Raw genomic sequence first — 22,460 nt, 5'->3', positions numbered from 1 at the left:
GCCGGGCCTGATTTCCTTCGATGAACGTGAAGCCTCAGGCATTCACGTCGATCACGACGCGGCCGCGGATCTGGCCGGCGATGATCTTCGGCGCCAGCTCGAAGATGTTCGACAAAGGATGCAGCTCCGTCATGGCGGCCAGCTTGTCCTTCGGCAGGTCCTTCGCCAGCTGCCACCAGGCACGCTTGCGCTTGTGCATCGGCGCCATCACGGAATCGACGCCCAGCAGGCTGACATTGCGCAGGATGAAGGGGAACACGCTTGCCGGCAGGTCGGTGCCGCCCGCCAGGCCACAGGCCGCGACCCAGCCGCCATACCGGATCTGGCTCAGCACGGTAGCCAGCGTCTGGCTGCCCACCGAATCCACCGCCGCGACCCAGCGCTCCTTGGCCATCGGCGGGCCCTTCTGGTTCAGTTCCTCGCGCGGAATGAAACCGCTGGCGCCAAGGGATGTCAGATAGGCATGCGTTTCCGGCCGGCCGGTGGCGGCGATCACGCGATAGCCCTTCTGCGCCAGCAGGGCGACGGCCACAGAGCCGACGCCGCCGGCCGCGCCCGTCACCAGCACCTCACCGTCATCCTTGGTCAGGCCGGCATCCTCCAGCGCCTGCACGCACAGCATGGCGGTATAGCCGGCTGTTCCTATTGCCATCGCCTCCTGCATCGTGAAGGCATCGGGCAGGCGCACCAGCCATTCGCTTTTCATCCGTGCGAAGCGGCCATAGGCACCCCACTGGGTTTCCGACAGGCCATAGCCGTTCACGATCACCTTCTCGCCCGGCTTGAAGTCGGGATTGGTCGATTCGACTACGGTGCCGGCCAGATCGATACCGGCCACCAGCGGCATCTTGCGCGCGATGCGCCCGCCGGTCAGCGCCAGGCCGTCCTTGTAGTTCAGCGTCGAATAGGCCACCTCCACCAGCACGTCGTGCGGCGGCAGGTCGGATGTGCTGATGGTCTTGAAGGCGGCTTTCGGCTTGCCGTCGACCTCTTCGATCATCACGGCGCGGAAGGTTTCGGGCATGGCGCTTCCCTGAAAAAAGTAGCACGTGGATGGCCGGGCAAGCCCGGCCATGACGGTTTATGAGAAAGGGCTCAACAACAAAATTGGTCATGCCCGGGCTTGGCCCGGGCATCCACGATTTTCCTTTCTTACCGCAGCGGCTCGAGGATCGAGACGTAGTTGGCCACGGCCACACCGCCCATGTTGAACACGCCGCCCAGCTTGGCGTTCTTCACCTGGATGTCGCCGGCGGTGCCCGAAAGCTGCATCGCCGCCATCACATGCATGGAAACGCCAGTGGCGCCGATCGGATGGCCCTTCGACTTCAGGCCGCCCGAGGGATTGACCGGCAGTTTACCGTCGGCCTGGGTCCAGCCTTCCATGATCGCCTTGGCGCCCTGGCCCGGCGCGGTCAGGCCCATCGCCTCGTATTCGATCAGTTCGGCGATGGTGAAGCAGTCATGGCTTTCGGCGAACGACAGGTCCCAGATGCTCAGGCCGCCCTCGGCCAACGCATCGGCCCAGGCCTTGGCCGGGCCTTCGAAAGCGATCACGTCGCGTTTTGCCATCGGCAGGAAATCCTGCACATGCTTGGAGGCGCGGAAGGCAATCGCCTTCTTCATGCCCAGGGCCGTCTGCACGTCGCTCAGCACCAGGGCTGCGGCGCCGTCGGATACCATCGAGCAGTCGGTGCGGCGCATGCCGCCCACCACCAGCGGGTTCTTGTCCGACACGGTCTTACAGAATTCGTAGCCGAAATCCTTCTGCATGTGCGCCAGCGGATTCTTGGCTCCGTTCTTGTGGTTCTTGGCGGCGATCATCGCAGTCGCATCCGACTGGTCGCCATAGCGCTGGAAATACTGCTTCTGGATCGAGTCGAACACGCCGGCGAAGCCGCCCTCGTTGAAGATCTCCGCCTTGCGGTAGCTGGCCTTCAGCAGCACGTTGCCGACCACATCGTTGGGCGAGGAGGTCATCTTCTCCACGCCGACGCACAGCACGAAGCGTGCCTTTTTCGCCGCAATGGCGTTCAGGCCCTGGAAGATCGCGGCCGAACCGGTCGAGCAGGCATTTTCCACGCGCGTGGCCGGCTTGAAGCGCAGGCCCGGATCGGCCTGCAACACCAGCGAAGCCGAAAAATCCTGGTCCACCAGGCCGCCGTTGAAATGGCCCAGATAGATGGCGTCGATGTCCTTCGGCTCCAGGCCAGCGTCGCGGATCGCGCCGACCGCGACCTCCACGATCAGGTCCTCGGCATCCCTGCCGTCCAGTTTGCCGAATTTGCTGTGGCTCCAGCCGACGATGCAGGCGGTCATGGCTCTGGTCCCTTTCTCTAGCCGTGCTTGCTTCGGGTCTCGCTCCCGGCGCCCGACCCGCCCCAGGCAATGCTCAAGGGCAGATTCGAACGCTCGGTCGGAAATAAGAGGGTGGCCGCCCGGTGGAAGTCAAGGCGGGCCCGTGATGCTCCTCCGCTACCCCAGCCGCCGTCCGGCCGGGAATGGCTGATTTCCGAGCGGAAACGGCAGAATGAGAACATAAGAAGAAAATAATATTGAAAACAGGAAATTCAAGTTTATATTCACTTTATGTTCTTAACTGGAGGCGCCCATGCCGGCCTATCAGCGTCTGTTCGATCCACCCAGTCAGGACGATCTCGAATACCTGCCCGACCCGCTCGGCCGGCTGGACATGGGCAGCTATGTGGAGAAGCCGGCCGACATCCCCGATCCGGGCTGGGACGCGGCGCGCGGCGACTGGATGGACGGCGCGCCGCTTGGCCGGATCTTCGGCGACAGGCTGTTCGAGCTGCAATCCGGCGTCGGGGCGGGGCAGGCGAACCGGCGCGGCGATGTGTTCAAGCTGCAGGCCCTGCTGCACAGGGAAGGAGTGCTGGATGCCGCCGCCACCGAGGGACCGACGGGCTACTGGGGCGGTCGCGACGATTACGCCCTGCGCAAATTCCAGAAAGACAACGGCCTCGCCATCGACGGCTATGCCCTGCCGGACGGCGAGACCATCGAGACGATCAAGGGCTTCTACACGCCGCCGGCTTCATTGCGTATCCGTACCATGGAAAAGCGCGGAGGCTATCCCGAGCCGCAATTGCGGCCCATCGGTTTGGGTTCCGACCGACCGATGAAACCCACGCTGCTGTCAAGCGATCGGGGCACCCAGCAGGAGGCGCAAGCCGATACCGGCCTCCGCGCTGATGTTCCCGCTGGCACGCGGCAGGATGTGCCGCTGGTGAACATAAGGGCCGACCGCGAGAAGGCAATCATCGACGACACTCCGGCACGCTTTGGCATTGCCGACAATCCGGATGCCGACGGCACTGCGCCGATCTGGCGGCAGCCATGGCGCGGGCATGAAGCGATCGATACTTATGGAAAACTGATCGAGCGCGAGGCGGAGCGGCAGAAGGTCGATCCTGACCTGATCAAGGCAATCCTGTATTACGAGAATGCCGATGGCCATAAGGGCGGCTTCGATGCGCTGGCGGATATGGTCGGATTGTCGCGTTCACAGCGGCCGATGAGCATCCGTGCCGACGTCTGGCATTCGCTTGGCCTGCCGAAGGACAAGGCGACGGATCCCGAAACCAACATCCGTGCCTCAGTCACCCTGGTCAAGCGGATCATCGAACGTCTGGACGACCCATCGCCGGAAAAAATCGGCACGCTGTGGAACTCGCTGGCGCAGGAAAAGGTATCGAAAAGGGGCGCGCGCATTGGTAGGCTCTATCGCGACAAGCCGTGGCTCACGCCCCTGCCGCCGCCGACCGTCGGTACAGATTTTCCCTAAAAGTTTCCCTGAAAACGCCTGTCCGTCATGAGCCCCTTCTGGAAACACGTCGTTCCGCTGGTTGCCCTACTCAGCCTGGCGGGTCCGGCCCTAGTGCCGGGCTTCAATCTCTATGAGCTTTACACCACCGGAGAGACGGACGATTACGGCGAGTTCTGCGACGACGTGGACAATCCGCATTTCGTGCTGGGGGCGGCCAGAAGTTGCGAGCTCAGCCTGCGCCAAGTCGGGCTGTTCGCTGTATTCTCCTATGTCGCGGCAATTCCGGTGGCGTTTGTCTGCGCGATCATCCTCGCCGGGTTTGCCGGCCTCTGGCGGAGGCGCTAGCAGCCGCGATTGCCGAGTGCCAATCTGCGTGCCGTTTACAGAAAGTTATTGTCATCGGACCGACACTTTCGGCAGGCTTTGACTGAAGGTGTGCCGGCCCGCGAGTCGGTTTTCGTCGAGACGTCGGGTGCGGCTCCCGCAGAAGGCAGGAGGCGATAATGTCCGATATGTCTCGTTCAAATGCGTCCCGTTCAACCCATCACGCTTCGGCCGAGTGGCTGGAAAAGCTGCTCACCTATCACCTGACCACGGCCGAAATCCTCTACCACATGCCCGATCATCCGCGGCTACTGCAGAGTTATGTCTGGCAGGATTACGACCTGGCGCCGAAATTCCCCGGCCTGCGCAAATTCCTCGATTTCTGGGAGGCCAGGCTGGACGGCAAGCTGCATTCCGTGCGCGTGGTTTCGGCCCGGATCGTCAGCGCGCAGGATTATCGCGCCGCCGCCGCCAGTTACGACCTGCATTAAGCCGCAGCAAGCTATCCCGGAGGCCGGTTCCGGACGACGGCTATGTTAGTCTGCGCGCGGTCTTGCCGTTCATTCGCGCAGGAAACGCATGGCGCCGTCATCACGGCCTGGAGCAACGATTACGATTATGCCAGCCTGTTTGCCCGCCAGGTCGAGGCCTATGGTCGCGCCGGCATATACTGATGCTCCATTGCGACGTGCTGATCGAGGCGCCGTCGAACTTCACGTCGCAGATCCACGTCTGCCTGTATCACTACATCTGCGACAAGGTCGAAAGCGCCCTGGCGGCCTAACGGATTTCAGGCGCCGCCTGTCAGGGTGCGCGGTTCAAAAAAACGGCCGATGAAATTGTCGATGATGATTTTAACAGCGAAATCCGCCACATGGCGCGGCGTATTATCGGCGTTGAAGGTGGGGGCCGCTATATGGCTGCCAACCCAGCGGACAATTTCAAAGGATGGCCAGTAATAGACCTGCGGCAGGTTCATATCCTCGATTTCGCCGAGCGCGACGCGCAGCACCGATTTGCTGCGGCAATCCGATACAATGGTTGGCCTATTCAGGAACGAAGCGTTGAGCGGGACCGGCGACAGCGTAAAGATAATTGGCTTCGGACCGCAATGCCGGTGTATCAGTTCGACAATCTTGAGCAGGTTCTGCTTGTTCTCTTCGACCGAACTGAGCACGCATTCGTGCTTGTCGGCCTCGAACACTTTCTCCGGCACGCCACGCCAGAACACGCCGCCGGTGGCCTTGTCGCGCCAGACCTCGGCCATCCCGACGGTGACCACAATGCCGGTGCACTCGGTCAGCGCCTGGCGATAGTAGGTATATTCCTGCTCGGATTCCCAGCGCGAGATGTGTTTGTCACCGCCCTGTTCGTACCAGTAAGCATCCTCGGCGCGCTCGCCAGTCAGGCACCATTGGATAAACTGGCGGACGGCAAAGCTGTTGTTTAGCGACTCGGGCACGTCGATGCCGTAGGCGTTGCGCGTGTTGGCGAGCAGCCAGCGGCGCAGGCGATCCGCAAAGCATGACCCCATGGTGATCAGTTTGGAGTCCTCGCCGAAAATCGGCTTCTCGGGACCATAGCCCTTGAATACGAAATCGCGGGCGATTGCTTCAACATCGTCGAACATCGCCACTTCGCGCGGAAAGAAGGTCATGTCTTCCGACATGTGCCAGTAATCGGCCCACATCGAGGCCTCGCGGTTCACGGCAAGCGAGCCGATGAACTGCTTCTGTCCGGGGGTTTTGATTGAAAGAAGCTTGTCGACGGACATGGCTGCACCTTCCGTTGTCGAGGCTGTATCGCTTGCCGGGCTGTCGTACTGGCAAAGGCCGGTCCGCTCGCAATTGAGTCGGGGGTCGGACGGAACCATATCATACCGACCTCTGTCGGATGAAGTTGAATGGGAAAAGTGAAAAATCGCTTACCCGCGCAGCCCGCGATGCCGGTTCCCTGAGCTGATGAAATTTTACGCGTTGTTAAGTATGCGATTCGTATATTGGATTATTGTAAATCCTGCGGGTCAGGCCTGATAATGTGCGGCATTAATGGGTACATGAATTTCAAGTCCAGCCGCTCGCCGGACGAGTTACAGGCCTTGATTGGCCGCATGAACGCTGCGCTGACCCATCGCGGGCCAGACGACCGCGGTCAGTGGGCCGATCCGGAGAACCGGTGCCATCTCGGCCATACCCGTTTGAGCGTGCTCGATCTGTCATCAGCCGGCCATCAGCCGATGGAAAGCGCTGACGGCCGCTATGTCGTCAGTTTCAATGGCGAGATCTATAATTTCCGCGCATTGCGTGCCCAGCTCGAAAAGATGGGCCATCGCTTCCACACCGGTACCGATACCGAAGTGCTGCTGGCGAGCTTCGCGCAGATCGGTACCGGGATATTCCGCGTCATCGACGGCATGTTCGCGTTGGCGATCTATGATCGCGAGACGCGTTGCCTGACCTTGGCGCGTGATCGTGCCGGGGAAAAACCGCTCTATTATGTTGCGACCGACGCGCTATTCGCCTTCGCGTCCGAATTGCGCCCGCTGCTGCAGATTCCCGACGTCAGCTTCGGTCTGTCGGAAGAATCCCTGGCGCAGTATTTCACCCTGCGCTACGTGCCGGATTCGAACGCCATCCTTGATCCAGTGCGCAAGCTGGAACCAGGCATGATCCTGCAGGTTTTTGCGGATGGGCGCCAATACCTTCAGCGCTATTTCGATTTCACCATCGACCAGGATAACGAGGTTGGGCCGCAGGATACCGACCGGTATGTTGATGCGGTCGAAAGCGCGCTGTCGCTCTCGCTGGCTAACCGGCTTAACAGCGACGTGCCACTTGGCGTGTTTCTCTCCAGCGGTGTCGATTCAGCGCTGACCTGCGCATTGCTGACCAGACAACTCGGCCAGAAGGTGAAGACCTTTACCGTAGGTTTCGAGGGCGACCGGGATTCCGAGCATGTAGCCGCCCGCGACATTGCCGCCCAGCTTGGCACCGAACATTATGAGCATATCTTCACAGCGGCCGATTTCGACCGCATCTGCGACCGCATCGGTCATTTGCTGGACGAGCCGAACGGTGACCGCAGCTGTGTACCGACCTACCTGCTGTCCGAATTCACCCGCCAGCATGTCACGGTGGCGATTTCCGGCGACGGAGGTGATGAGCTTTACGGCGGATATAGCCGCTATCCGTTGCTGGCGCCGCCCCTGGACAGTGCAAGCGAAGCAGCACCGGCCGCAATGGTGCAGGCTTATCTTGAAAAGGGATTGCCGGTGACGCCTGTCGAGGCCGTGCGAACCGCTTTCCCTGTCGGATATGCGGCTGTCACCGGTTTCTGCGAGCGTTATGCGCCGTTCTTCATGCATCCTGAACGGCCGGCGCTGCATGCCTTGCGACAGCTGGATTTCCATACCTATCTGCCCGGCGCGGTACTGGCGAAGGTCGACCGCATGAGCATGCAGCACGGCCTTGAAACGCGGACGCCCTTTCTGTCGCCGGATATGATGAAGACCGCTAGCAAGGCCAATCTGGCTCTGTGCTCCGATGGCAAGCTCCAGAAAGTGGCGTTGCGTCGCCTGTTGGCGAAATACCTGCCCGAGCAGCACGCGTTGGCGCCCAAGCGCGGCTTCGGCATGCCGGCCAGCGTATTCTTCAACAACAAACCGCGGATCGAAGCGGAACTGAAGGCGGCTTATCGCCGTCTTGCCGACACCCGCTTCTTTGCCGCCCGGGACGGCGCGCTCGACAGATTATTCAGGGGCGTGCCCACCAACATCAATTCGATCTGGGCCACGATTGTGCTGGCGCGTTGGGTTGACACGGTGGATTGTCCGCTATGAGCACCAGTGCCTTCAATTCCATGGAAGGTCTGATGGATTACGCGAATGCCCGCGTGTCCGACAGCCTGCCTCCCGCGCTGGCGGCCCGCGTCGACATGCTGGCGGCCAGGTTCGATGCCGCGGTGGCGGGTCAGCCGGCGCCGCCGCTCACCGTGGTGATATTCCATCTGGCACTGACCGAGGAAACCCGTCGGATCGACTATGTCGACATCCAGGGTGACCAGGGCGACATCGATTACGGCCCGGTGCTGAAGCACGCCTTCCATGTCGCACAAGCCTTCAATCCCGACTGTCGGATCATCTTCATTGTGGGCGAAAACGACGATACCGGCTTCGTGCCGCCTGATGTGGTGGTGGTGCGGTTGCCGCTGGATCCGGCCCACCTGATGTACGAGCGGGTGGTGGCGGCGAATGCTTACATGCAGTCTTCAGCTTTCGCCGGCCACACGGCTTTCCTGGATAGCGACGCCTTCGTCAATCGGCCGCTGGCGCCCCTGTTCCGTCTGCCTTTCGATGTGGGCGTCACGTTCCGCAACGATCCCGGCATGATGAAGATCAACGAGGGGGTGATCCTCGCCGCCCATCGGCCCGGCCTGAAGGCGCGCGCCTTCTTCAACCGTTATCTTGCCAGCTACGAGGTGTTGCGGGAGGACCCGGAAATCATCGGTCTATATCGCGACATCCGGCGCTGGCGCGGCGGCCAGCTCTCGCTGTCGGCCGTAGCGCATTTTCCCGGCGTGGTATCCGAGACCGACAGCCGCGATATCGCCGGGGCTCTGGTACGCTACCTGCCCTGCAGCCTGTGCAATTTCCTGGTGCGGCATAATGAGCAGTACATCCCCAAGGTGCTGAAGCGAAAATACGTTCTGCACCTGAAGGGCCGCAGCAAGGACAGCCTCGACATGATCGCGGGTTTTCAGCTCGCCTGGCTCAAGGAGTATCGCGATCGGCCGGCGATAACGGCAGCGCCAGCAGCAGCGCCTGTGCCGACACCGACCGGCTACATCAAGCCGATGTTCGCCCTGTTCAACAAAGAATATAATAACCCGCCGTTCAACACGCCCGATGGTCGCCAGCAATTTACCGGCCTGATGCACGGCATGACCCAGATGCTGGGCATCAACCGGCCGGATAGCGGTGCCGTCGCCGTCGACGACATGGTGGTCTGGTTCCGTAATGCCGGGTTCCTTCAGCAGCAGGATTTCATCAGCGCCTTCGCGCCTTATGTCGAGAATCCGACCCTGCGCGCCCGTATCTGGCGCATCTACATGCTGTGCTGGGGGGCGAAGAGCTGCCTGCGGCTGGACGGCGACTTCATGGATATAGGCTGCTACGACGGTCGCACCGTGGATATCATGCAGCGCTACTGCGGCTTCGACCAGGTCGCCGGCAAGACCTGGTGGCTCTATGACATGTTTGAGAATCCGCCGAAGGAAGCCAGAAAGGCCGGCCATGGGCCGGAACTGTTCGACACGGTGCGGGCTATGTTCGAACCGCTCGGTAATTTCCGGGTGATCAAGGGAGCGGTGCCGGACAGCTTCGCGCAGGGCCTGCCCGAGAGGGTTGCCTTCGCGCAGATCGACCTGAATGCGGCCGAACCCGAGATCGGCACCCTCGATGCCATATACGACCGGCTGGTTCCCGGCGGGATGATCATTTTCGACGATTACGGCTTCCGCCGGCATCGTCCCAGTTACGAGGCCGAGCTGGATTATTTTTCCCGGCGCGGCGACATCGTCTGGGAAAGCCCGACCGGGCAGGGGTTGTTCATCAAGCGCTGACGGCGCCGCGGGTCATTTCTTCTTGAGTACCGCCATCTCGCGGTAGAAGTGCACGAACTCAACGTCGCTGCGACGCCAGTCCATCTGCGTTAGAATATTGTTGATCATCATCAGGAAGTGGACGCGGTTGAAGCGTTCCGGCGGGATGTCGAACGGCAGCAGCTTGGGATAATCCGGGTTATGCGTGCATTTCAGGTCTTCGATGAAATAAAACCCGCCGGATTTCAGCGTCGGCCAGTTTATGTTGAATGCGTCGACGATGTCGGCGCTGACATGTGATCCGTCGTCGATGATGATGTCCCAGTCAGTGCCGAACGACTTCTGGGTGGCATTGCCAATTTCGATGCGGATATTCGGGTAGTTCCGGCACAGGGTCGCGCATTCCGGACGGATGTCGATGCCGACGATCTTTGCATCCCGGAAATAGCGAGCCCAGGTTTTCAGCGAGCTGCCGCAGGCGACGCCGATTTCCATCAGCCGGATGCCCGGGCGGTCGCGCAGGCCGGAAAGGTATGTCTCGTAAACGGCCGTATAGTTGTGCTTGATGTTGCCCTTATCGGTTTTGAAATGGTCAGCCAGCTCGGTCAGGCTGGCCCCGGCATAATCGATCGGCTGCGGCGGCTCGTAATCCACTGGCGGGGTGGTGTCCAGGGAATACAACCGGTCGGCAGGAGAGAGGGCCATGGTGTCGTCCTTGTGCGGGGGACCGGAATCCTGCCCGGCCAAGGCGGGCGGCAGACCGATGATCGTGGCGGCGGTTTGATGAAAGCTTAATGGCGGCGATATGACTTACTGCGTCACCACATGTAGCTCTGTTCCGGTCTTACCCGAGCGGCCGAGTGCCGCCTCATTGCCGAAGACCCGCGGATTGAGTGGGCAGCCGTGGCAGATTGGAGTGTTGTCATGCAGGAATTCGTGGATCCAGCCCAGCAGCGAGGGTTGTTTCCATGCTTCGGCGAAAGACATCTCGCCCAGGCCGACATAACCGAAATGCGACGGGTCGAAAGTCGTGCAGCATGGCGTGAGATAGCCTTCCACCGAGATGGCGGGCCGGAGCCATGGCGCGGTGCAGATGCTGCCTTTCGGCCGGGTGAAATTCGGCGGTACTATCGGCAGGCCGGCTAATTCCGGCAACACCTGACGCACCAGCTGGATGAACTCGACGCGCTGTTCCTGGTTCATCAGGCCGTAGGGCTCGCCGTAATCCTGGAATTCCTGCATATGGATCGGCGGTCGGCCCATACGGTGCAGCTCGCGCAGCGTGTTCGGGATATCGCGGTAGTTGACGGCGCTGACCACCATCGAGACATGCAGCGGCAGACCCGCGTCCAGGCAGGCGGCGACATTTTCGCGCAGCTTTTCGACCTTGGTGCCGGCGCGCATCTGGTTGGCGATCACCGGATCGAAGCTGTCGATCGAGATCCAGAATTCATCCAGGCCGGCAGCAAATGACTTGGCATAATATTCGGGCGAACGTGTGATGCCGTTCGATGTCACCTTCATCTTCCCGAACTTGCCGCTTTTCTTGGCCATGGCGACCAGTTCGACGAATTCCGGATGCAGGGTGGGTTCGCCGATGCCATGCAGGGTCACGAAGCCGGTGGGTGGCAGGGTGTCGAGGATACGCTGGAACAACGCCAGGTCCATATGGCGATCGACCCAGCTGTTATTGGCGATGCCCATGGTGCGCGGACAGCCTGCGCATTTGAGATTGCACAGGGTGGTGATCTCGATGGTCAGCTTCTGCAGCGCGGTCGGTGCAATCAGGGCGGTCATGGCTTCATGCTCCGGCTTTCCGGCTTTCTGCCGGCCTGCCAGTCTGGACCTAGCCAGTCTGGTCCTGACTAGTCTAGACCGAGGGCGGGTGGTTCGTCACCCGCACTTACCCCGCAGGTTAGGAGCTCAGTCTTTCCAGAGGGTTAACGCTGCCCGGATCAGCCCTCGGGCTGCAGCGTGTCCAGGAACCGCACCGGACGGCCGATGGGCTGGCCCAGTTCGCCGTCGCGCATGGCGAACTGGCCGCGCACGATGGTGGCCATCGGCCAGCCGGTCACGCTCATGCCGGTGAAGGGCGACCAGCCGCATTTCGATTTCAGCCAGCTTTCCTCGATGGTCCGCTTGGCCTTCAGGTCGACGACGGTGAAATCGGCGTCATAACCCAGCGCGATGCGGCCCTTGCCCGACAGGTTGAACAGCCGCTGCGCCCCGGCCGAGGTCAGGTCGATCAGGCGCTGCAGCGTCAGCTTGCCCTGGTTCATGTGATCCAGCAGCAGCGGCAGCAAGGTCTGCACGCCGGGCATGCCGCTCGGGCTCTGCGGATAGGGCTTGGCCTTTTCTTCCTTCGTATGCGGGGCATGGTCGGACCCGATCACATCCACCACGCCGTTGCGCACGGCTTCCCACAGGGCGGCACGATGCTCGGCCGAGCGGATCGGCGGGTTCATCTGCGCATATGTGCCCAGCCGGTCGTAGCAGTCGGGCGCGGCAAGGGTTAAGTGCTGCGGCGTGGTTTCCACCGTGGCGACGTCCTTGTGGCCGGCCAGCCAGGCCATTTCCTGCGCGGTGGTGACATGCAGCACATGCACGCGGCGGCCCACCTTGCGCGCCAGTCGCACCAGACGCTGCGTGGCCAGCAGGGCGCTTTCGGCATCGCGCCATTCCGGATGCAGATGCGCCGTGGCGCCCGGCACCTCGGTCAGGTGCTTGCGGTCACGCATGCGGTATTCGTCCTCGCAATGCACGGCCATGCGGCGTTTGCCATGGCGCAGCACACGTTCCAGCGTGGCGTCGTCGGCCACCAGCAGGTCGCCGGTCGAGGCACCCATGAACAATTTCACGCCGACGCAGCCGGGCAGTTTCTCCAACTCGGGCAGGGTTTCGACATTCTCGGCCGTGGCGCCGACATAGAAGGCATAGTCGCAATGGGTGCGGCCCATGCCGCGCTGCACCTTGTCGGCCAGTTCGGCCGCCGTGGCGGTGCTCGGTTTGGTGTTGGGCATCTCGAACACGGCGGTCACGCCGCCCATGGCGGCGGCGGCCGTGCCGGTGGCGAGGTCTTCCTTGTGTTCCAGGCCGGGCTCGCGGAAATGCACCTGGGTGTCGATCACGCCGGGCAGCACGGTCAGGCCGTTGGCATCGAAGCTGGCGGCGGTACCGGCCTGGCCGAGGCTGCCCAGCGCAACGATGCGGCCGTCTTTCACGCCGATATCCAGCGCCTCGATCCCGTTGGGGGTGGCCACCATGCCGTTGCGGATCACCAGATCGTAGCGCATCGCCTCATTCCTTCTCCAGCGTAGCTTTGAGATAGCTGAGCAGCGGATAAAGGCCAGCCATCAGGGCGATCAGGAAGCCGTATTGCCCCTCGCGGTAGCCCTTGCGGGTAACATAGCATTTGTAGAAGCGGCTGAAGACGCGTCGCACATTGGCACGGAAGCTGCCGATATCCTCGCCGGCCTCGGCCCGTGCCCGCAAATCGGCGGCCCGCGCCGAGGTATAGCGGTTCAGTCGTGCGATCATGTCCGTGATGTCGCGGTCCACGTAATGGATCATGCGCGACTTCAGGAACCGCTTCTCGCCCTTCAACTCCAGGGCCGGATGCACGCGCTGCTCGCCCCAGCGCTTGGCGCCTTTCGCGAACAGGCGCGGCGCCATCATCACGCCGAATGAGCCGCCCCAGCCCCAGCGCACCAGGCGCTTGCCTACGTAATTGTCGAAGGGGATCAGGATATGGCCGAACGGGGCGGCGGCGATCACGTCGCGGATTTCGTGCGCCATTTCGGCCGGCACGCGTTCGTCGGCATCGACTTCCAGAATCCAGTCGCCGGTGCAGGCTTCGATGCCGGTATTGCGGCGTGGGCCTTCCAGCGGCCATGCGCCCTCGATGATGCGGGCCTTGAATTGCGCGGCGATCTCCACCGAACGGTCGGTGCAGCGATCCAGCACCACCACGATCTCGTCGGCGAAGGCCAGCCGTTCGAGGCAGTCGGCCAGCTGGGCCTCTTCGTTATGCGCCACCACCAGCGCGGAGAGTTTGGGTCCGCTCATTTCAGTCCCGCGAATAGCGCCACAGATGCTCGGCGGCGCGCTGCGCCTTGTCGACGCTCAAACTTAGCATATGGCTGTCGTGGCTGCGGTGGTCGTAACCTGGCTGCTTGATGATTTCGTCGAAACTCAGGTCGGTGCGTACCGCGGCGGTTTTTTCGCCCCAGGGACCATAGGTGTCTTCGCGGCTGGGGCCGAACAGGCCCAGCGTCGGCACACCGCTCGCCGCCGCCAGATGCATCAGGCCGCTGTCGTTGCCGATATAGAAGTCGCAGCGCCGCATGGCGGCCGAGATGGTCGGCAGGTCAAGTTTGCCCACCAGATCGATGGTGCGCTCCGGCGGCAGGTGCCTCAGCGTGTTGGCGGCCAGCGCTTCCTCGCCCGGGCCGCCGAACACGGCAATACGGGCATCGGGCAGGATGCCATCGGACGCGGTCAGGCGCAGGGCCAGGTCTGCGAAACGGTCGCCGGGCCAGATCTTGCCGCCCCAGTTTGCGGTGGGGCCCAGAGCCAGCACCGGCCGGCCATCGTTGGCCCACAGCGCGGCGGCGGCCTTCTCATGCTCGGCGCCGATCCATACCTTCGGCGCGGCGGGCTCCTTCAGCTTCAGGATCTGCGACAGCACAATCACCTTGTGCATGCGCGAGCCCGAGCCATGGAAGGTGCGGCGCCGGCGCGCCAGCAGGAATTGCCCGATGCCTGAGCCACGCAGGTCCAGGATCAGCCACCAGCGCGTGGTTGCAACCTGTTTCCACAATTCCCACCAATGCCCCGCCCAGGGCCTTTTCTGCATCACGATCACGCGGTCCAGATTGGGCATGGCCGCGAACAGCCCGGCGGCGGCCGGGCCGCAGGCGATGGTGAAACGCGCCTTGGGAAGCTGGCGGTGCAGCGAATCGAGCAATCCGGTGGACAGGATGGCGTCGCCGAGCCGGTTGGAGGTGATGAACAGGATGCGCATGGACCCGCAGCTTTAAGGGTTTGGCCGGTTATAGGGGGGTGGCCTGCCCTTGCCAAGCCGTCGGCTCTCCCATACCTCAGAGGGGCCGAAAACCGGAGGATTCATGGCCGATTGCACCTGCGTTGCTCTGCCCGAGCGGGCCCTGCTGTCCCTGCAGGGGGAGGAGGCTGCCGGCTTTCTCAATGCGCTGGTGTCCAACAGCGTAATCGGGCTGCAGCCCGGCCAGGCCGCCTATACGGCCCTGCTTACGCCGCAGGGCAAGTTCCTGCATGATTTCTTCGTCACGCCCGACCCGGCAGGGCCCGGCCTGCTGCTGGACGTGACGGCCGACCGTCTGCCGGACCTGCAGCGCCGTCTGACGCTGTATCGCCTGCGGACAAAGGTCGGAATCCAGCCTGTCGAGCATTTCCGCTGTTTTGCGGTCTTCGGGGATGTGCCATCGGGACTGGCCGGATCGCCCGCTTTCGTCGATCCGCGTCTTCCCGCATTGGGATGGCGGATATGGGCGCCAGCCAATGCCCCGCCGCTGGAGCCGGTATCCGATCACACGGCCTATGAGGCGTATCGGCTTGCGCTGGGTGTGCCCGATGGCGCCCGCGACATCGAGGTCGAAAAGGGCATCCTGCTGGAAAACCATTTCGAGGCGCTCCATGGCGTCGATTTCAGGAAGGGCTGCTATATCGGCCAGGAACTGACCGCACGTACCAAGTATCGCGGCCTGGTGAAGAAGCAGCTTCATATCGTGCAGACAGAGAACGGTGCAGTCCTGCCGCCGGCCGGCACATTGGTCATGCTTGATGGTGCCGAGGCCGGTGAGCTGCGCTCCTCGTTGAACGGCACCGGCCTTGCCCTGCTGCGGCTGGAGGCAGTGGCCAAAGCTCAATCGGAAGGCAAGAAACTGGAAGCCGGCGGCCTTGCGCTGCGTGTGCGTCGCCCCGATTATGCCGGTCCGCCGCCGGACGGCGGCAAGGCATAAGGCTGCGGGGGCGCTGCATGGTGAAGTCTGTTCCACAGGGCGAGGATGGCCTGTGCCGCTGCGGCTGGTGCGGCACTGATCCGCTTTACATGCATTACCACGACACCGAATGGGGCGTGCCGGAATACGACGACCGCGCGCTGTTCGAGAAACTGATCCTCGACGGCTTCCAGGCCGGCCTGTCCTGGATCACCATCCTGCGCAAGCGCGACAATTTCCGCAAAGCCTTCGACGGCTTCCAGCCCGAGAAGATCGCGCGCTATACACCGAAGAAGCTTGATGCCCTGATGCAGGATGCCGGCATCGTGCGCAACAAGGCCAAGATCGAGGGCAGCGTGCTGAATGCGCGCGGCTGGCTGCAGATCATGGAAAAGGAAGACGGCTTTTCCAATTATCTGTGGAATTACGTGGACGGTAAGCCGAAACAGAATGCCTGGGCCAGCCTGAAGCAGGTGCCCGCCGAAACGCCCGTCAGTCAGGCGATTTCGAAGGATCTGCGCAAGCGTGGCTTCACCTTCGTCGGGCCCACCATTGTCTATGCCTTCATGCAGGCGGTGGGCATGGTCAACGACCACATCGTCGATTGTCACCGCCACCAGGCGGTGAAGAAGCTGAAGCGCCGCTAGGCGCTTCAGCTTATCCCGTGTCAGGCCGCGCGGCCGTCGGCATCCAGTCCGAGCGCCAACCGTCCGGCCAGCCGCTGCTGCGACAGGGTCGTCAGCGGGTGGTAGCGTGCGGCCTGCAGGTCGCGGAACAGCCGCTCCACGGTATTCACGCGATAGAAGGCGCTGCCGCCGGCGGCATCCAGCGCCGCATTGCCCAGCGTCAGCAGGCTGTCGGTCATGGTCCGCTTCAGGGTCATCACCATGGCCGAGGTTTCCGGTCCGGGCGTGGCATGGTCGGCGATGTCAACCATCTTTTCATGCGCTGCCACGACGGCTGCCAGTGCGGCTTCCATCGCGCCGACCTGCAGCTGCGCGTCGCCCTCCAGCCGGCGCTTCGAGGCCAGTGCGACGGCCTCGTCGCGCAGCCGCTCGCCCACGCCGCGATACACGCTGTAGATCAGCGGGAAGGCAACCATGCTCACCAGATGGAAGAAGGGATGCCAGACGCCGGCCGGGCGTTTCACCGCGATGGCGGCTTCGGGCACGAACACCTTGTCCAGCACCACGTCCTGCGATCCGCTGGCGCGCATGCCCAGCGTGCGCCAAGTCTGCTCGATGCGCACGCCTTCGGCCTTCATCGACACGCCGGCATGCAGCACGGTATCGCCATGGATCGCCATGGTCATCAGCAGGTCGCCGGCTTCGGCACCGCTGACGAAACGCTTGCGCGCCGAGATGCGATAGCCGCCGTCCACAGCCTCGGCATTGCCCGAGCCGTTCAGCCAGTCGTTGCCGCCGGTCGACAGCAGCATGAGGTTCTCGGCTGCCACGCGCTTGAGCAGGCCTTCCACCGGCGCCTTTTCGCGGCGCCAGCGCCAGACATTGGCCATCAGCGGATGCGTGTGCATCGCCAGGGCCAGGGCCGTGCCGCTGCAATGATGCGCCATTTCGCGCAGCATCTCGCTCATGTCGCGATAGGACGCATCGCCGCCGCCCAGTTCGGCCGGCACGCCAGCGGCCAGCAGGCCGGCGGCCTTGATCTCGGCGAAATTCTCGGCGGCGAAACGGTCATGGGTATCGTAATCGGCGGCGCGGCGGGCGAAACCAGCGGCCAGCGAACGCACGCGCTCCACCGGGCTGCCGCTGGCCGCGGCGATCTTGCGCTGTTCAGTCAGTGGCGCATTCATGGGGTGAACTCCTCCTCGGGATTCGGTTGAGGGCGGCACAATGCCTGCGGCTCGGGCCGGCCTAAAGTTCCAATTCGGAACCGCGCCGCGGCCGGTGCCGGCCTGCATCTCGTGCAGCAATGCTGCCAGTTCCCCGGCATGCGTCAGTGGAATCATGTGCGCCGCATCCTCGATGCAGACGCGGTGCGCCTTCGGGATGGTCGCCTCCAGCCGCCGTACGATGTGGTTGACCGGCCCGGGCGAGCGACCGCCGCTGACCAGCAATGTCGGAATTGTGATCGATGCATAATCGGGCAGGCGGGTCGCTTCCGCGAACACGGCGAAGATGTCCTGGGCGATCACGTCGGTCATCTCTGCCATCGCGTCTTGGGCCGGCGGGGGCAGAGCGGCCCATTTCCCGGCGCCGTTCCAGTAGTCCATGAAAAACGCCATGGTGTCGTGCCGGGCTTGGCGCGTGCCGCTCATGGCGCCGCTTCGCACCACACGCGCCAGGTTTGCCGCCTCGGCGAACAGATGATCCGCCTCCGGGCCGTCGTCGCGCAGCAGGAAGAAGGCCGATGGCTCGATCAGCGTCAGTGTGCGCACCCGCTCGGGGAACATATGGGCGAATTGCAGGGCGACGGCGCCGCCGAAGGAATGGCCGACCAGGTCGACCGGTTCGCCCGCCCTGGCCAGCATCCCAGCGACCAGATGCACATGATCCTGCAGCGTGATGGGGCGGCGGTTGGGCCAGCGGCCGGTCTGGCCGCAGCCGAAAAGTTCGGGACACAGCATGCGGCGCGGCTTGTCCGCGATGGCGGACCAGGCCTTGTCCAGCCTGTCCCAGTGCGTGCGGCTGGCACCCGAACAATGCAGCAGCGCGACGGGCCGGCCATGCCCCGTATCGCCGCAGCCGACGGAAAAGCCAGATGGAAGCACACTAAATGTATGTGCTTCTCTCGATGTATCGAGTTGCTCCGTACGCGTCCCGGTCATTCGCTGCCCCCTGGTTCGGGGCGCACCATGACGTCCGCGTGATCGCGGCTGAAGTATCAATTTGGAACTTTGAGTTGCAGGGGCGCCGCGGTAAGAATCCGGCATGGCCAATCGATATGGTTCCTTCTGCCCGGTCGCCAAAGCCGCCGAGGTGATCACCGGACGCTGGACGCCGTTGATCCTCTACGAACTCATGCGCGGCAGCGAACGCTTCAGCGATATCCAGAACGGCGTGCCGCTGATGGCGCGCAGCCTGCTGGCGCGTCGCCTGCGCGAGATGGAGCAGGATGGCCTGATCCTGCGGATCCGCGCCGAGGGCCAGCGCGGCCATATCTATCGCCTCACGCCGGCCGGCGATGCATTGCGGCCGCTGATCGACCTGCTGGGGTACTGGGGCACTGACTGGCGCGTGCCGTATGTCGATGCGGAAGACCGCAATGTCACGCATCTGATGTGGTCGATGCGCAATGCGCTGATGGGCGACGCGTCGCGCGGCCTGAATTTCGTTTTCCATTTCCGTTTCCGCAACGTCCCCAGCCGGGACCACAAGCTGCGGCAATGGTGGATGATCCTGCGCGATGGCGAGGTGGATCTCTGCTACACGGATATGGGTTTCGAGGTGGATCTCACCATCGATGCCGACCTGCTGGATTTCTTCCGCGTCGTGCATGGCCTCAAAAGTCTGCGGCAGGCGCGCCGGGCCGGCGAGGTGGACATTGGCGGTAGCGGTGATGCGCTCGATTATTTCATGGAGCGTTTCGGAATCACCGAGCCGCCCCAGCCGCATTTCGCCACGGTTTCGACCCTCGTGCCGCCGGAATCGATCAGAACGACGATCCAGGCTGCCTGAGGAATTCGGTTTCCTCCGGCGTGCTGTCGCGGCCCAGCGCTGCATTGCGATGCGGAAAGCGGCCGAAGCGCGCAATGATGGCGCGATGCCGTTCGGCAAAGTCCAGAATGTCGTGGCCCGGCAGGTCCTTCTCAAGCGCGGCGAATAACAGGCAACTGAAATCCTGGTCGGCCAACGCCTCGCTGTGCTCGAACGGCATGTAGGCGAATTGCCGCATCACCGGCGGCAGGCCGATATCGTGGCCTCTGTCCGTCATCTGCCGTGCAACGGCGCGCGCCCGCTCGTCGCCGGCAAAGGCCCTGGCGCTGCCGCGGAACAGGTTGCGCGGAAACTGGTCGAGCAGGATGATCAGGGCCAGCGCGCCCTCGGCCTGTCCGGCCCAGGCCTCATAGCCGCCGTCCAGCGCATGCTCCACGGCCGCCCCAAAGCGCCGGCGAATCTCCTCGTCGAAGGCCGGGTTCTTCTCCCACCACACCTTGCGCGGCTTCAGCGCTTCGGCGCCGCCACGATCGAACCAGAAATCCAACACGATATCGGCAGTGATGTCAGAGGGTGCTGCGGTAACGTTGCTCATTGCCCAGATTTTCCCATAGCCAGTAGCCGATCAGATGGCGCGGCTGGTCCTGTTCGTCCAGCAGGGGAGCAATGATGCGTTGAAATACGGCGAATTCATGATTGGGCAGAGGCGTGGCGCGCCGCACATAGGCAGGTTCCCCACTGGCCAGGATGCCGGCATACTCCGCCAGCAGGGCGGCGACCGTGTTGGGGGCATGCACCTCATCGAAATAGCAGCCGCTCAGATTCCGCTGGATCGCCCGTATGTGGTTGTCGCCCAGCAGGCGGTAGCGGATGCGGATCGCCCCGCCGGTCTGCGGCAGCCAGTCGAAGATGCCGATCCCCGGCAGCAGGCCGCGCGGGATTTCCAGCGGGTCGATCTCGCGACGGCGCGGGACGCGTCCGGCCCGTCGCCGCAGGTTCTGCCAGTAGGCGTGAAACCGCTCCAGCGGCGCCGGCAGTGTTTCCGGCCATTCCGTATCGACTGTGCGTTCCGCGATCTGCATCCCGATTCCCCAGGCCAGATTAGGCATACGGCGTTGGCCTGCAAAGGCTGTCATGATGACAGTTTGGTCTGCTAGCCTGCGGTGGGAACAAGGGAAGAGAGACTCAAATGAATGCCATTGATCTGAAGGGCCGGCGCGGAGTGGTGACTGGCGGGGCGCAGGGCATCGGCCGCGCGGTGGCCGAACGCCTGCTGCGGTCCGGGGCATCGGTTGCGATCTGGGATCGCGATGCCGCGCTGGCCGCCCGCGTGGCCGGCGACCTGGCTGGGCTGGGCCGCGTCGAGGCGGTGAGCGTGGACGTCACCGACTGGGCCAGCGTGGAGCAGGCGACGGCTAAGACCGGGGCGGCGCTGGGCGGCATTGATCTGCTGGTCAACAATGCCGGCATCGCCGGGTCGAATGCGCCACTGGATCAGTATCCGCTGGCCGACTGGCACCAGGTGATCGCCATTGACCTGACCGGGGTGTTCCATTGCTGCCGTGCCGTGGTGCCGCTGATGAAGGCGGCCGGTTATGGCCGTATCGTCAATGTCGCCTCCATCGCCGGCAAGGAAGGCAACCCCAATGCCTCGGCCTATTCGGCGGCCAAGGCCGGGGTGATCGCGCTGACCAAGTCGCTGGGCAAGGAACTGGCCGGACAGGACATCGCGGTGAACTGCATCACCCCGGCGGCGGCGAAAACCGCGATTTTCGACCAGATGACGCAGACCCATATCGACTATATGCTATCGAAGATACCACGCGGCCGCTTCGTGGCGGTGGATGAGATCGCGGCGATGGTGGCCTGGCTGCTGTCGGCGGAGAATTCCTTCACCACCGGTGCGGTGTTCGATCTGAGCGGCGGCCGCGCGACCTATTGAGTCGGTATCCTGTTGAGTGAGTATCCTGTTGAGTGAGTATGCGGGGAAGACGATGCCCGAAACCCGGGTTGCCAAATTTGCCATCGGAGATGTGGTGCGCCACAGGCTGTTTCCGTTCCGCGGCGTGATCTTCGACGTCGATCCGGTGTTCAGCAACACCGAAGAATGGTGGCAGTCGATCCCCCCCGACCTGCGCCCACGCAAGGACCAGCCCTTTTATCATCTGCTGGCCGAGAACGCGCAATCATCCTATGTCGCCTATGTCTCGGAGCAGAACCTGCTGCCCGATTCAGAGGCCGGCCCGGTGAACCATCCCGATATCGGCAAGTATTTCGCCGGCTTCCGCGACGGCCGCTATCACTGGCGCGCGGCACCGCGGATGTGATCAGGCGAATATAATCAGGCGGGTCGCTACAGAAGTTTCCCGATCAGCATGATCAGGGTCGGCATGTTGATGCCGATCAGCACGATGCCCACGGCGCCGGCAATCAGCCGGCCGGGCAGACGGTTGACCAGGAAGGCCGCTACCGGCGCGGCCAGCAGGGCGCCGATCATGATCGCCAGCGCGGTGCTGCCGATGGTGGTGAGCGTGGCCGCGCCCAGCCAGAAGGAAAACACCGCAGCCTGCACGGCGGCCACGACGGGTTCCGCCGTGTTGGCTGAACCGACGGCCTTGCGCGGATCGCGGCCCTGCATGATCAGGCTGGTGGTGACGATCGGGCCCCAGCCGCCGCCGAAGGAATCGAACAGGCCGCCGAACAGCCCGACGATGCCGGGCCGGCCTTTCGGCGCGTCGATGGCAACCGGAGCAAAGCCGTGCCAGCGCATGGCGCGCAGAATCACCACGATGCCCATGACGCCCAGATACAGCGCGGCCAGCGGCCGGATCACGTTCAGCGGCAGCAAGGCGATCACGCTGGCGCCGACGATGCCGCCCACGATGCCGGGCAGGATCAGGCGGCGGCAGACGGCCCAGTCGATATTGCCGAACTTCCAGTGCGACAGGGCCGAGGCAATGCCGGTGGGAATCTTGGTGACATGCACGGCGGCGCTGGCCACCGCCGGCGGCAGGCCGGTCGCCACCAGCACGCTGCTGGCGATCACGCCATAGCCCATGCCGATGGCACCATCGATAAGCTGTGCGGCAAAGCCTACAGCGGCAAAAAGCGCCAGATCGAAATCCACGCCGCCTCCTGGTTACGGTAACGCTTGAA

23 protein-coding genes are annotated in these 22,460 nt (G+C 63.2%); 11 read left to right on the top strand and 12 right to left on the bottom strand.

Annotated elements, in window-relative coordinates; all coding sequences use genetic code 11:
- Positions 1 to 34 precede the first annotated feature (34 nt).
- Entirely contained in the window at positions 35 to 1,024 is a 990-nt protein-coding gene (locus ACK4FJ_RS10840) for an MDR family oxidoreductase (protein ID WP_409766270.1), read from the bottom strand.
- Between the two features lie 128 nt (positions 1,025 to 1,152).
- Entirely contained in the window at positions 1,153 to 2,319 is a 1,167-nt protein-coding gene (locus ACK4FJ_RS10835) for an acetyl-CoA acetyltransferase (protein ID WP_409766268.1), read from the bottom strand.
- A 292-nt stretch (positions 2,320 to 2,611) separates the two neighbouring features.
- Here ACK4FJ_RS10835 and ACK4FJ_RS10830 point away from each other — a divergent pair, with 292 nt between their 5' ends.
- The 4 genes from ACK4FJ_RS10830 to ACK4FJ_RS10815 all read left to right on the top strand — a co-directional run bounded on the left by ACK4FJ_RS10830 (position 2,612) and on the right by ACK4FJ_RS10815 (position 4,785).
- Positions 2,612 to 3,805 carry a peptidoglycan-binding protein gene (locus ACK4FJ_RS10830; RefSeq protein WP_409766266.1) on the top strand — a complete coding sequence of 398 codons (1,194 nt, stop codon included), beginning with the start codon at positions 2,612 to 2,614 and terminating at the stop codon, positions 3,803 to 3,805.
- A 27-nt stretch (positions 3,806 to 3,832) separates the two neighbouring features.
- On the top strand, positions 3,833 to 4,132 hold the full coding sequence (locus ACK4FJ_RS10825) for a hypothetical protein (protein ID WP_409766264.1): 300 nt from the start codon (positions 3,833 to 3,835) through the stop codon (positions 4,130 to 4,132).
- Between the two features lie 167 nt (positions 4,133 to 4,299).
- Positions 4,300 to 4,602 (top strand): usg protein, encoded by a 303-nt coding sequence (locus ACK4FJ_RS10820; RefSeq protein ID WP_409766728.1) that lies wholly within the window; start codon positions 4,300 to 4,302, stop codon positions 4,600 to 4,602.
- 42 nt (positions 4,603 to 4,644) lie between these two features.
- Positions 4,645 to 4,785 carry a hypothetical protein gene (locus ACK4FJ_RS10815; protein ID WP_409766262.1) on the top strand — a complete coding sequence of 47 codons (141 nt, stop codon included), beginning with the start codon at positions 4,645 to 4,647 and terminating at the stop codon, positions 4,783 to 4,785.
- Positions 4,786 to 4,901: 116 nt separating this feature from the next.
- Here the strand turns inward: ACK4FJ_RS10815 and ACK4FJ_RS10810 are convergent, their stop codons facing one another.
- Positions 4,902 to 5,885, bottom strand: a complete 984-nt coding sequence (locus tag ACK4FJ_RS10810; RefSeq protein WP_409766260.1) for a GSCFA domain-containing protein — start codon at positions 5,883 to 5,885, stop codon at positions 4,902 to 4,904.
- 261 nt (positions 5,886 to 6,146) lie between these two features.
- On the opposite strand from ACK4FJ_RS10810, the gene asnB reads away from it, so the two are divergent.
- Both asnB and ACK4FJ_RS10800 read left to right on the top strand, forming a co-directional pair.
- A complete protein-coding gene (asnB, locus tag ACK4FJ_RS10805; RefSeq protein WP_409766258.1) occupies positions 6,147 to 7,949 on the top strand; it encodes an asparagine synthase (glutamine-hydrolyzing) in 1,803 nt (600 codons plus the stop codon).
- The gene (locus ACK4FJ_RS10800; protein WP_409766256.1) at positions 7,946 to 9,730 is read left to right on the top strand and encodes a TylF/MycF/NovP-related O-methyltransferase; all 1,785 of its coding nucleotides are present in this window, start codon (positions 7,946 to 7,948) and stop codon (positions 9,728 to 9,730) included. Before asnB ends, ACK4FJ_RS10800 begins: the two co-directional genes overlap by 4 nt.
- 12 nt (positions 9,731 to 9,742) lie before the next feature.
- Here the strand turns inward: ACK4FJ_RS10800 and ACK4FJ_RS10795 are convergent, their stop codons facing one another.
- The 5 genes from ACK4FJ_RS10795 to ACK4FJ_RS10775 form a co-directional block, all read right to left on the bottom strand.
- The gene (locus ACK4FJ_RS10795; protein WP_409766254.1) at positions 9,743 to 10,456 is read right to left on the bottom strand and encodes a class I SAM-dependent methyltransferase; all 714 of its coding nucleotides are present in this window, start codon (positions 10,454 to 10,456) and stop codon (positions 9,743 to 9,745) included.
- Positions 10,457 to 10,519: 63 nt separating this feature from the next.
- Positions 10,520 to 11,506 carry a radical SAM protein gene (locus ACK4FJ_RS10790; protein WP_409766253.1) on the bottom strand — a complete coding sequence of 329 codons (987 nt, stop codon included), beginning with the start codon at positions 11,504 to 11,506 and terminating at the stop codon, positions 10,520 to 10,522.
- 158 nt (positions 11,507 to 11,664) lie between these two features.
- The gene (locus ACK4FJ_RS10785; RefSeq protein WP_409766251.1) at positions 11,665 to 13,002 is read right to left on the bottom strand and encodes a dihydroorotase; all 1,338 of its coding nucleotides are present in this window, start codon (positions 13,000 to 13,002) and stop codon (positions 11,665 to 11,667) included.
- Positions 13,003 to 13,006: 4 nt separating this feature from the next.
- Positions 13,007 to 13,774: a glycosyltransferase family 2 protein gene (locus ACK4FJ_RS10780; RefSeq protein ID WP_409766249.1), complete on the bottom strand. Its 768-nt coding sequence runs from the start codon at positions 13,772 to 13,774 to the stop codon at positions 13,007 to 13,009.
- A 1-nt stretch (position 13,775) separates the two neighbouring features.
- Positions 13,776 to 14,732, bottom strand: a complete 957-nt coding sequence (locus ACK4FJ_RS10775) for a glycosyltransferase family 9 protein (protein WP_409766247.1) — start codon at positions 14,730 to 14,732, stop codon at positions 13,776 to 13,778.
- Positions 14,733 to 14,835: 103 nt separating this feature from the next.
- On the opposite strand from ACK4FJ_RS10775, the gene ACK4FJ_RS10770 reads away from it, so the two are divergent.
- Together ACK4FJ_RS10770 and ACK4FJ_RS10765 are read left to right on the top strand one after the other, a co-directional pair.
- Entirely contained in the window at positions 14,836 to 15,708 is an 873-nt protein-coding gene (locus ACK4FJ_RS10770; RefSeq protein ID WP_409766245.1) for a YgfZ/GcvT domain-containing protein, read from the top strand.
- 17 nt (positions 15,709 to 15,725) lie between these two features.
- Positions 15,726 to 16,334: a DNA-3-methyladenine glycosylase I gene (locus ACK4FJ_RS10765; RefSeq protein ID WP_409766243.1), complete on the top strand. Its 609-nt coding sequence runs from the start codon at positions 15,726 to 15,728 to the stop codon at positions 16,332 to 16,334.
- Between the two features lie 20 nt (positions 16,335 to 16,354).
- Here ACK4FJ_RS10765 and ACK4FJ_RS10760 read toward each other — a convergent pair whose 3' ends face one another.
- Positions 16,355 to 18,418: an alpha/beta fold hydrolase gene (locus ACK4FJ_RS10760; RefSeq protein ID WP_409766241.1), complete on the bottom strand. Its 2,064-nt coding sequence runs from the start codon at positions 18,416 to 18,418 to the stop codon at positions 16,355 to 16,357.
- 160 nt (positions 18,419 to 18,578) lie between these two features.
- On the opposite strand from ACK4FJ_RS10760, the gene ACK4FJ_RS10755 reads away from it, so the two are divergent.
- Positions 18,579 to 19,325 (top strand): winged helix-turn-helix transcriptional regulator, encoded by a 747-nt coding sequence (locus ACK4FJ_RS10755; protein ID WP_409766239.1) that lies wholly within the window; start codon positions 18,579 to 18,581, stop codon positions 19,323 to 19,325.
- Here the strand turns inward: ACK4FJ_RS10755 and ACK4FJ_RS10750 are convergent.
- Both ACK4FJ_RS10750 and ACK4FJ_RS10745 read right to left on the bottom strand, forming a co-directional pair.
- Positions 19,300 to 19,899 (bottom strand): DUF924 family protein, encoded by a 600-nt coding sequence (locus tag ACK4FJ_RS10750; protein ID WP_409766237.1) that lies wholly within the window; start codon positions 19,897 to 19,899, stop codon positions 19,300 to 19,302. The two genes, ACK4FJ_RS10755 and ACK4FJ_RS10750, sit on opposite strands and share 26 nt — an antisense overlap.
- On the bottom strand, positions 19,871 to 20,386 hold the full coding sequence (locus ACK4FJ_RS10745; protein WP_409766236.1) for a PAS domain-containing protein: 516 nt from the start codon (positions 20,384 to 20,386) through the stop codon (positions 19,871 to 19,873). The genes ACK4FJ_RS10750 and ACK4FJ_RS10745 overlap by 29 nt, the downstream gene beginning before the upstream one ends.
- Before the next feature lie 107 nt (positions 20,387 to 20,493).
- Here ACK4FJ_RS10745 and ACK4FJ_RS10740 point away from each other — a divergent pair, with 107 nt between their 5' ends.
- Positions 20,494 to 21,246: an SDR family NAD(P)-dependent oxidoreductase gene (locus ACK4FJ_RS10740; RefSeq protein ID WP_409766234.1), complete on the top strand. Its 753-nt coding sequence runs from the start codon at positions 20,494 to 20,496 to the stop codon at positions 21,244 to 21,246.
- Positions 21,247 to 21,298: 52 nt separating this feature from the next.
- A complete protein-coding gene (hspQ, locus tag ACK4FJ_RS10735) occupies positions 21,299 to 21,631 on the top strand; it encodes a heat shock protein HspQ (RefSeq protein ID WP_409766232.1) in 333 nt (110 codons plus the stop codon).
- Between the two features lie 26 nt (positions 21,632 to 21,657).
- Here the strand turns inward: hspQ and ACK4FJ_RS10730 are convergent, their stop codons facing one another.
- Entirely contained in the window at positions 21,658 to 22,431 is a 774-nt protein-coding gene (locus tag ACK4FJ_RS10730) for a sulfite exporter TauE/SafE family protein (RefSeq protein WP_409766230.1), read from the bottom strand.
- Positions 22,432 to 22,460 lie beyond the last annotated feature (29 nt).

Source organism: Ferrovibrio sp., from assembly GCF_046297595.1.
Lineage (GTDB): Bacteria > Pseudomonadota > Alphaproteobacteria > Ferrovibrionales > Ferrovibrionaceae > Ferrovibrio.
Note: the sequence above shows the minus strand (reverse complement) of the source record. Positions and strands in the feature narration are given on the sequence as shown.

What these genes read in the sequence shown, in the direction of transcription:
- ACK4FJ_RS10800 (WP_409766256.1), top strand. Translation starts at nt 7,946, where the DNA reads ATGAGCACCAGTGCCTTCAATTCCATGGAAGGTCTGATGGATTACGCG.
- asnB (WP_409766258.1), top strand. Translation starts at nt 6,147, where the DNA reads ATGTGCGGCATTAATGGGTACATGAATTTCAAGTCCAGCCGCTCGCCG.
- ACK4FJ_RS10790 (WP_409766253.1), bottom strand. Translation starts at nt 11,506, where the DNA reads ATGACCGCCCTGATTGCACCGACCGCGCTGCAGAAGCTGACCATCGAG.
- ACK4FJ_RS10840 (WP_409766270.1), bottom strand. Translation starts at nt 1,024, where the DNA reads ATGCCCGAAACCTTCCGCGCCGTGATGATCGAAGAGGTCGACGGCAAG.
- ACK4FJ_RS10830 (WP_409766266.1), top strand. Translation starts at nt 2,612, where the DNA reads ATGCCGGCCTATCAGCGTCTGTTCGATCCACCCAGTCAGGACGATCTC.
- ACK4FJ_RS10820 (WP_409766728.1), top strand. Translation starts at nt 4,300, where the DNA reads ATGTCTCGTTCAAATGCGTCCCGTTCAACCCATCACGCTTCGGCCGAG.
- hspQ (WP_409766232.1), top strand. Translation starts at nt 21,299, where the DNA reads ATGCCCGAAACCCGGGTTGCCAAATTTGCCATCGGAGATGTGGTGCGC.
- ACK4FJ_RS10770 (WP_409766245.1), top strand. Translation starts at nt 14,836, where the DNA reads ATGGCCGATTGCACCTGCGTTGCTCTGCCCGAGCGGGCCCTGCTGTCC.
- ACK4FJ_RS10745 (WP_409766236.1), bottom strand. Translation starts at nt 20,386, where the DNA reads ATGCAGATCGCGGAACGCACAGTCGATACGGAATGGCCGGAAACACTG.
- ACK4FJ_RS10810 (WP_409766260.1), bottom strand. Translation starts at nt 5,885, where the DNA reads ATGTCCGTCGACAAGCTTCTTTCAATCAAAACCCCCGGACAGAAGCAG.
- ACK4FJ_RS10775 (WP_409766247.1), bottom strand. Translation starts at nt 14,732, where the DNA reads ATGCGCATCCTGTTCATCACCTCCAACCGGCTCGGCGACGCCATCCTG.
- ACK4FJ_RS10780 (WP_409766249.1), bottom strand. Translation starts at nt 13,774, where the DNA reads ATGAGCGGACCCAAACTCTCCGCGCTGGTGGTGGCGCATAACGAAGAG.
- ACK4FJ_RS10755 (WP_409766239.1), top strand. Translation starts at nt 18,579, where the DNA reads ATGGCCAATCGATATGGTTCCTTCTGCCCGGTCGCCAAAGCCGCCGAG.
- ACK4FJ_RS10740 (WP_409766234.1), top strand. Translation starts at nt 20,494, where the DNA reads ATGAATGCCATTGATCTGAAGGGCCGGCGCGGAGTGGTGACTGGCGGG.
- ACK4FJ_RS10785 (WP_409766251.1), bottom strand. Translation starts at nt 13,002, where the DNA reads ATGCGCTACGATCTGGTGATCCGCAACGGCATGGTGGCCACCCCCAAC.
- ACK4FJ_RS10750 (WP_409766237.1), bottom strand. Translation starts at nt 19,899, where the DNA reads ATGAGCAACGTTACCGCAGCACCCTCTGACATCACTGCCGATATCGTG.
- ACK4FJ_RS10825 (WP_409766264.1), top strand. Translation starts at nt 3,833, where the DNA reads ATGAGCCCCTTCTGGAAACACGTCGTTCCGCTGGTTGCCCTACTCAGC.
- ACK4FJ_RS10765 (WP_409766243.1), top strand. Translation starts at nt 15,726, where the DNA reads ATGGTGAAGTCTGTTCCACAGGGCGAGGATGGCCTGTGCCGCTGCGGC.
- ACK4FJ_RS10835 (WP_409766268.1), bottom strand. Translation starts at nt 2,319, where the DNA reads ATGACCGCCTGCATCGTCGGCTGGAGCCACAGCAAATTCGGCAAACTG.
- ACK4FJ_RS10815 (WP_409766262.1), top strand. Translation starts at nt 4,645, where the DNA reads ATGTTAGTCTGCGCGCGGTCTTGCCGTTCATTCGCGCAGGAAACGCAT.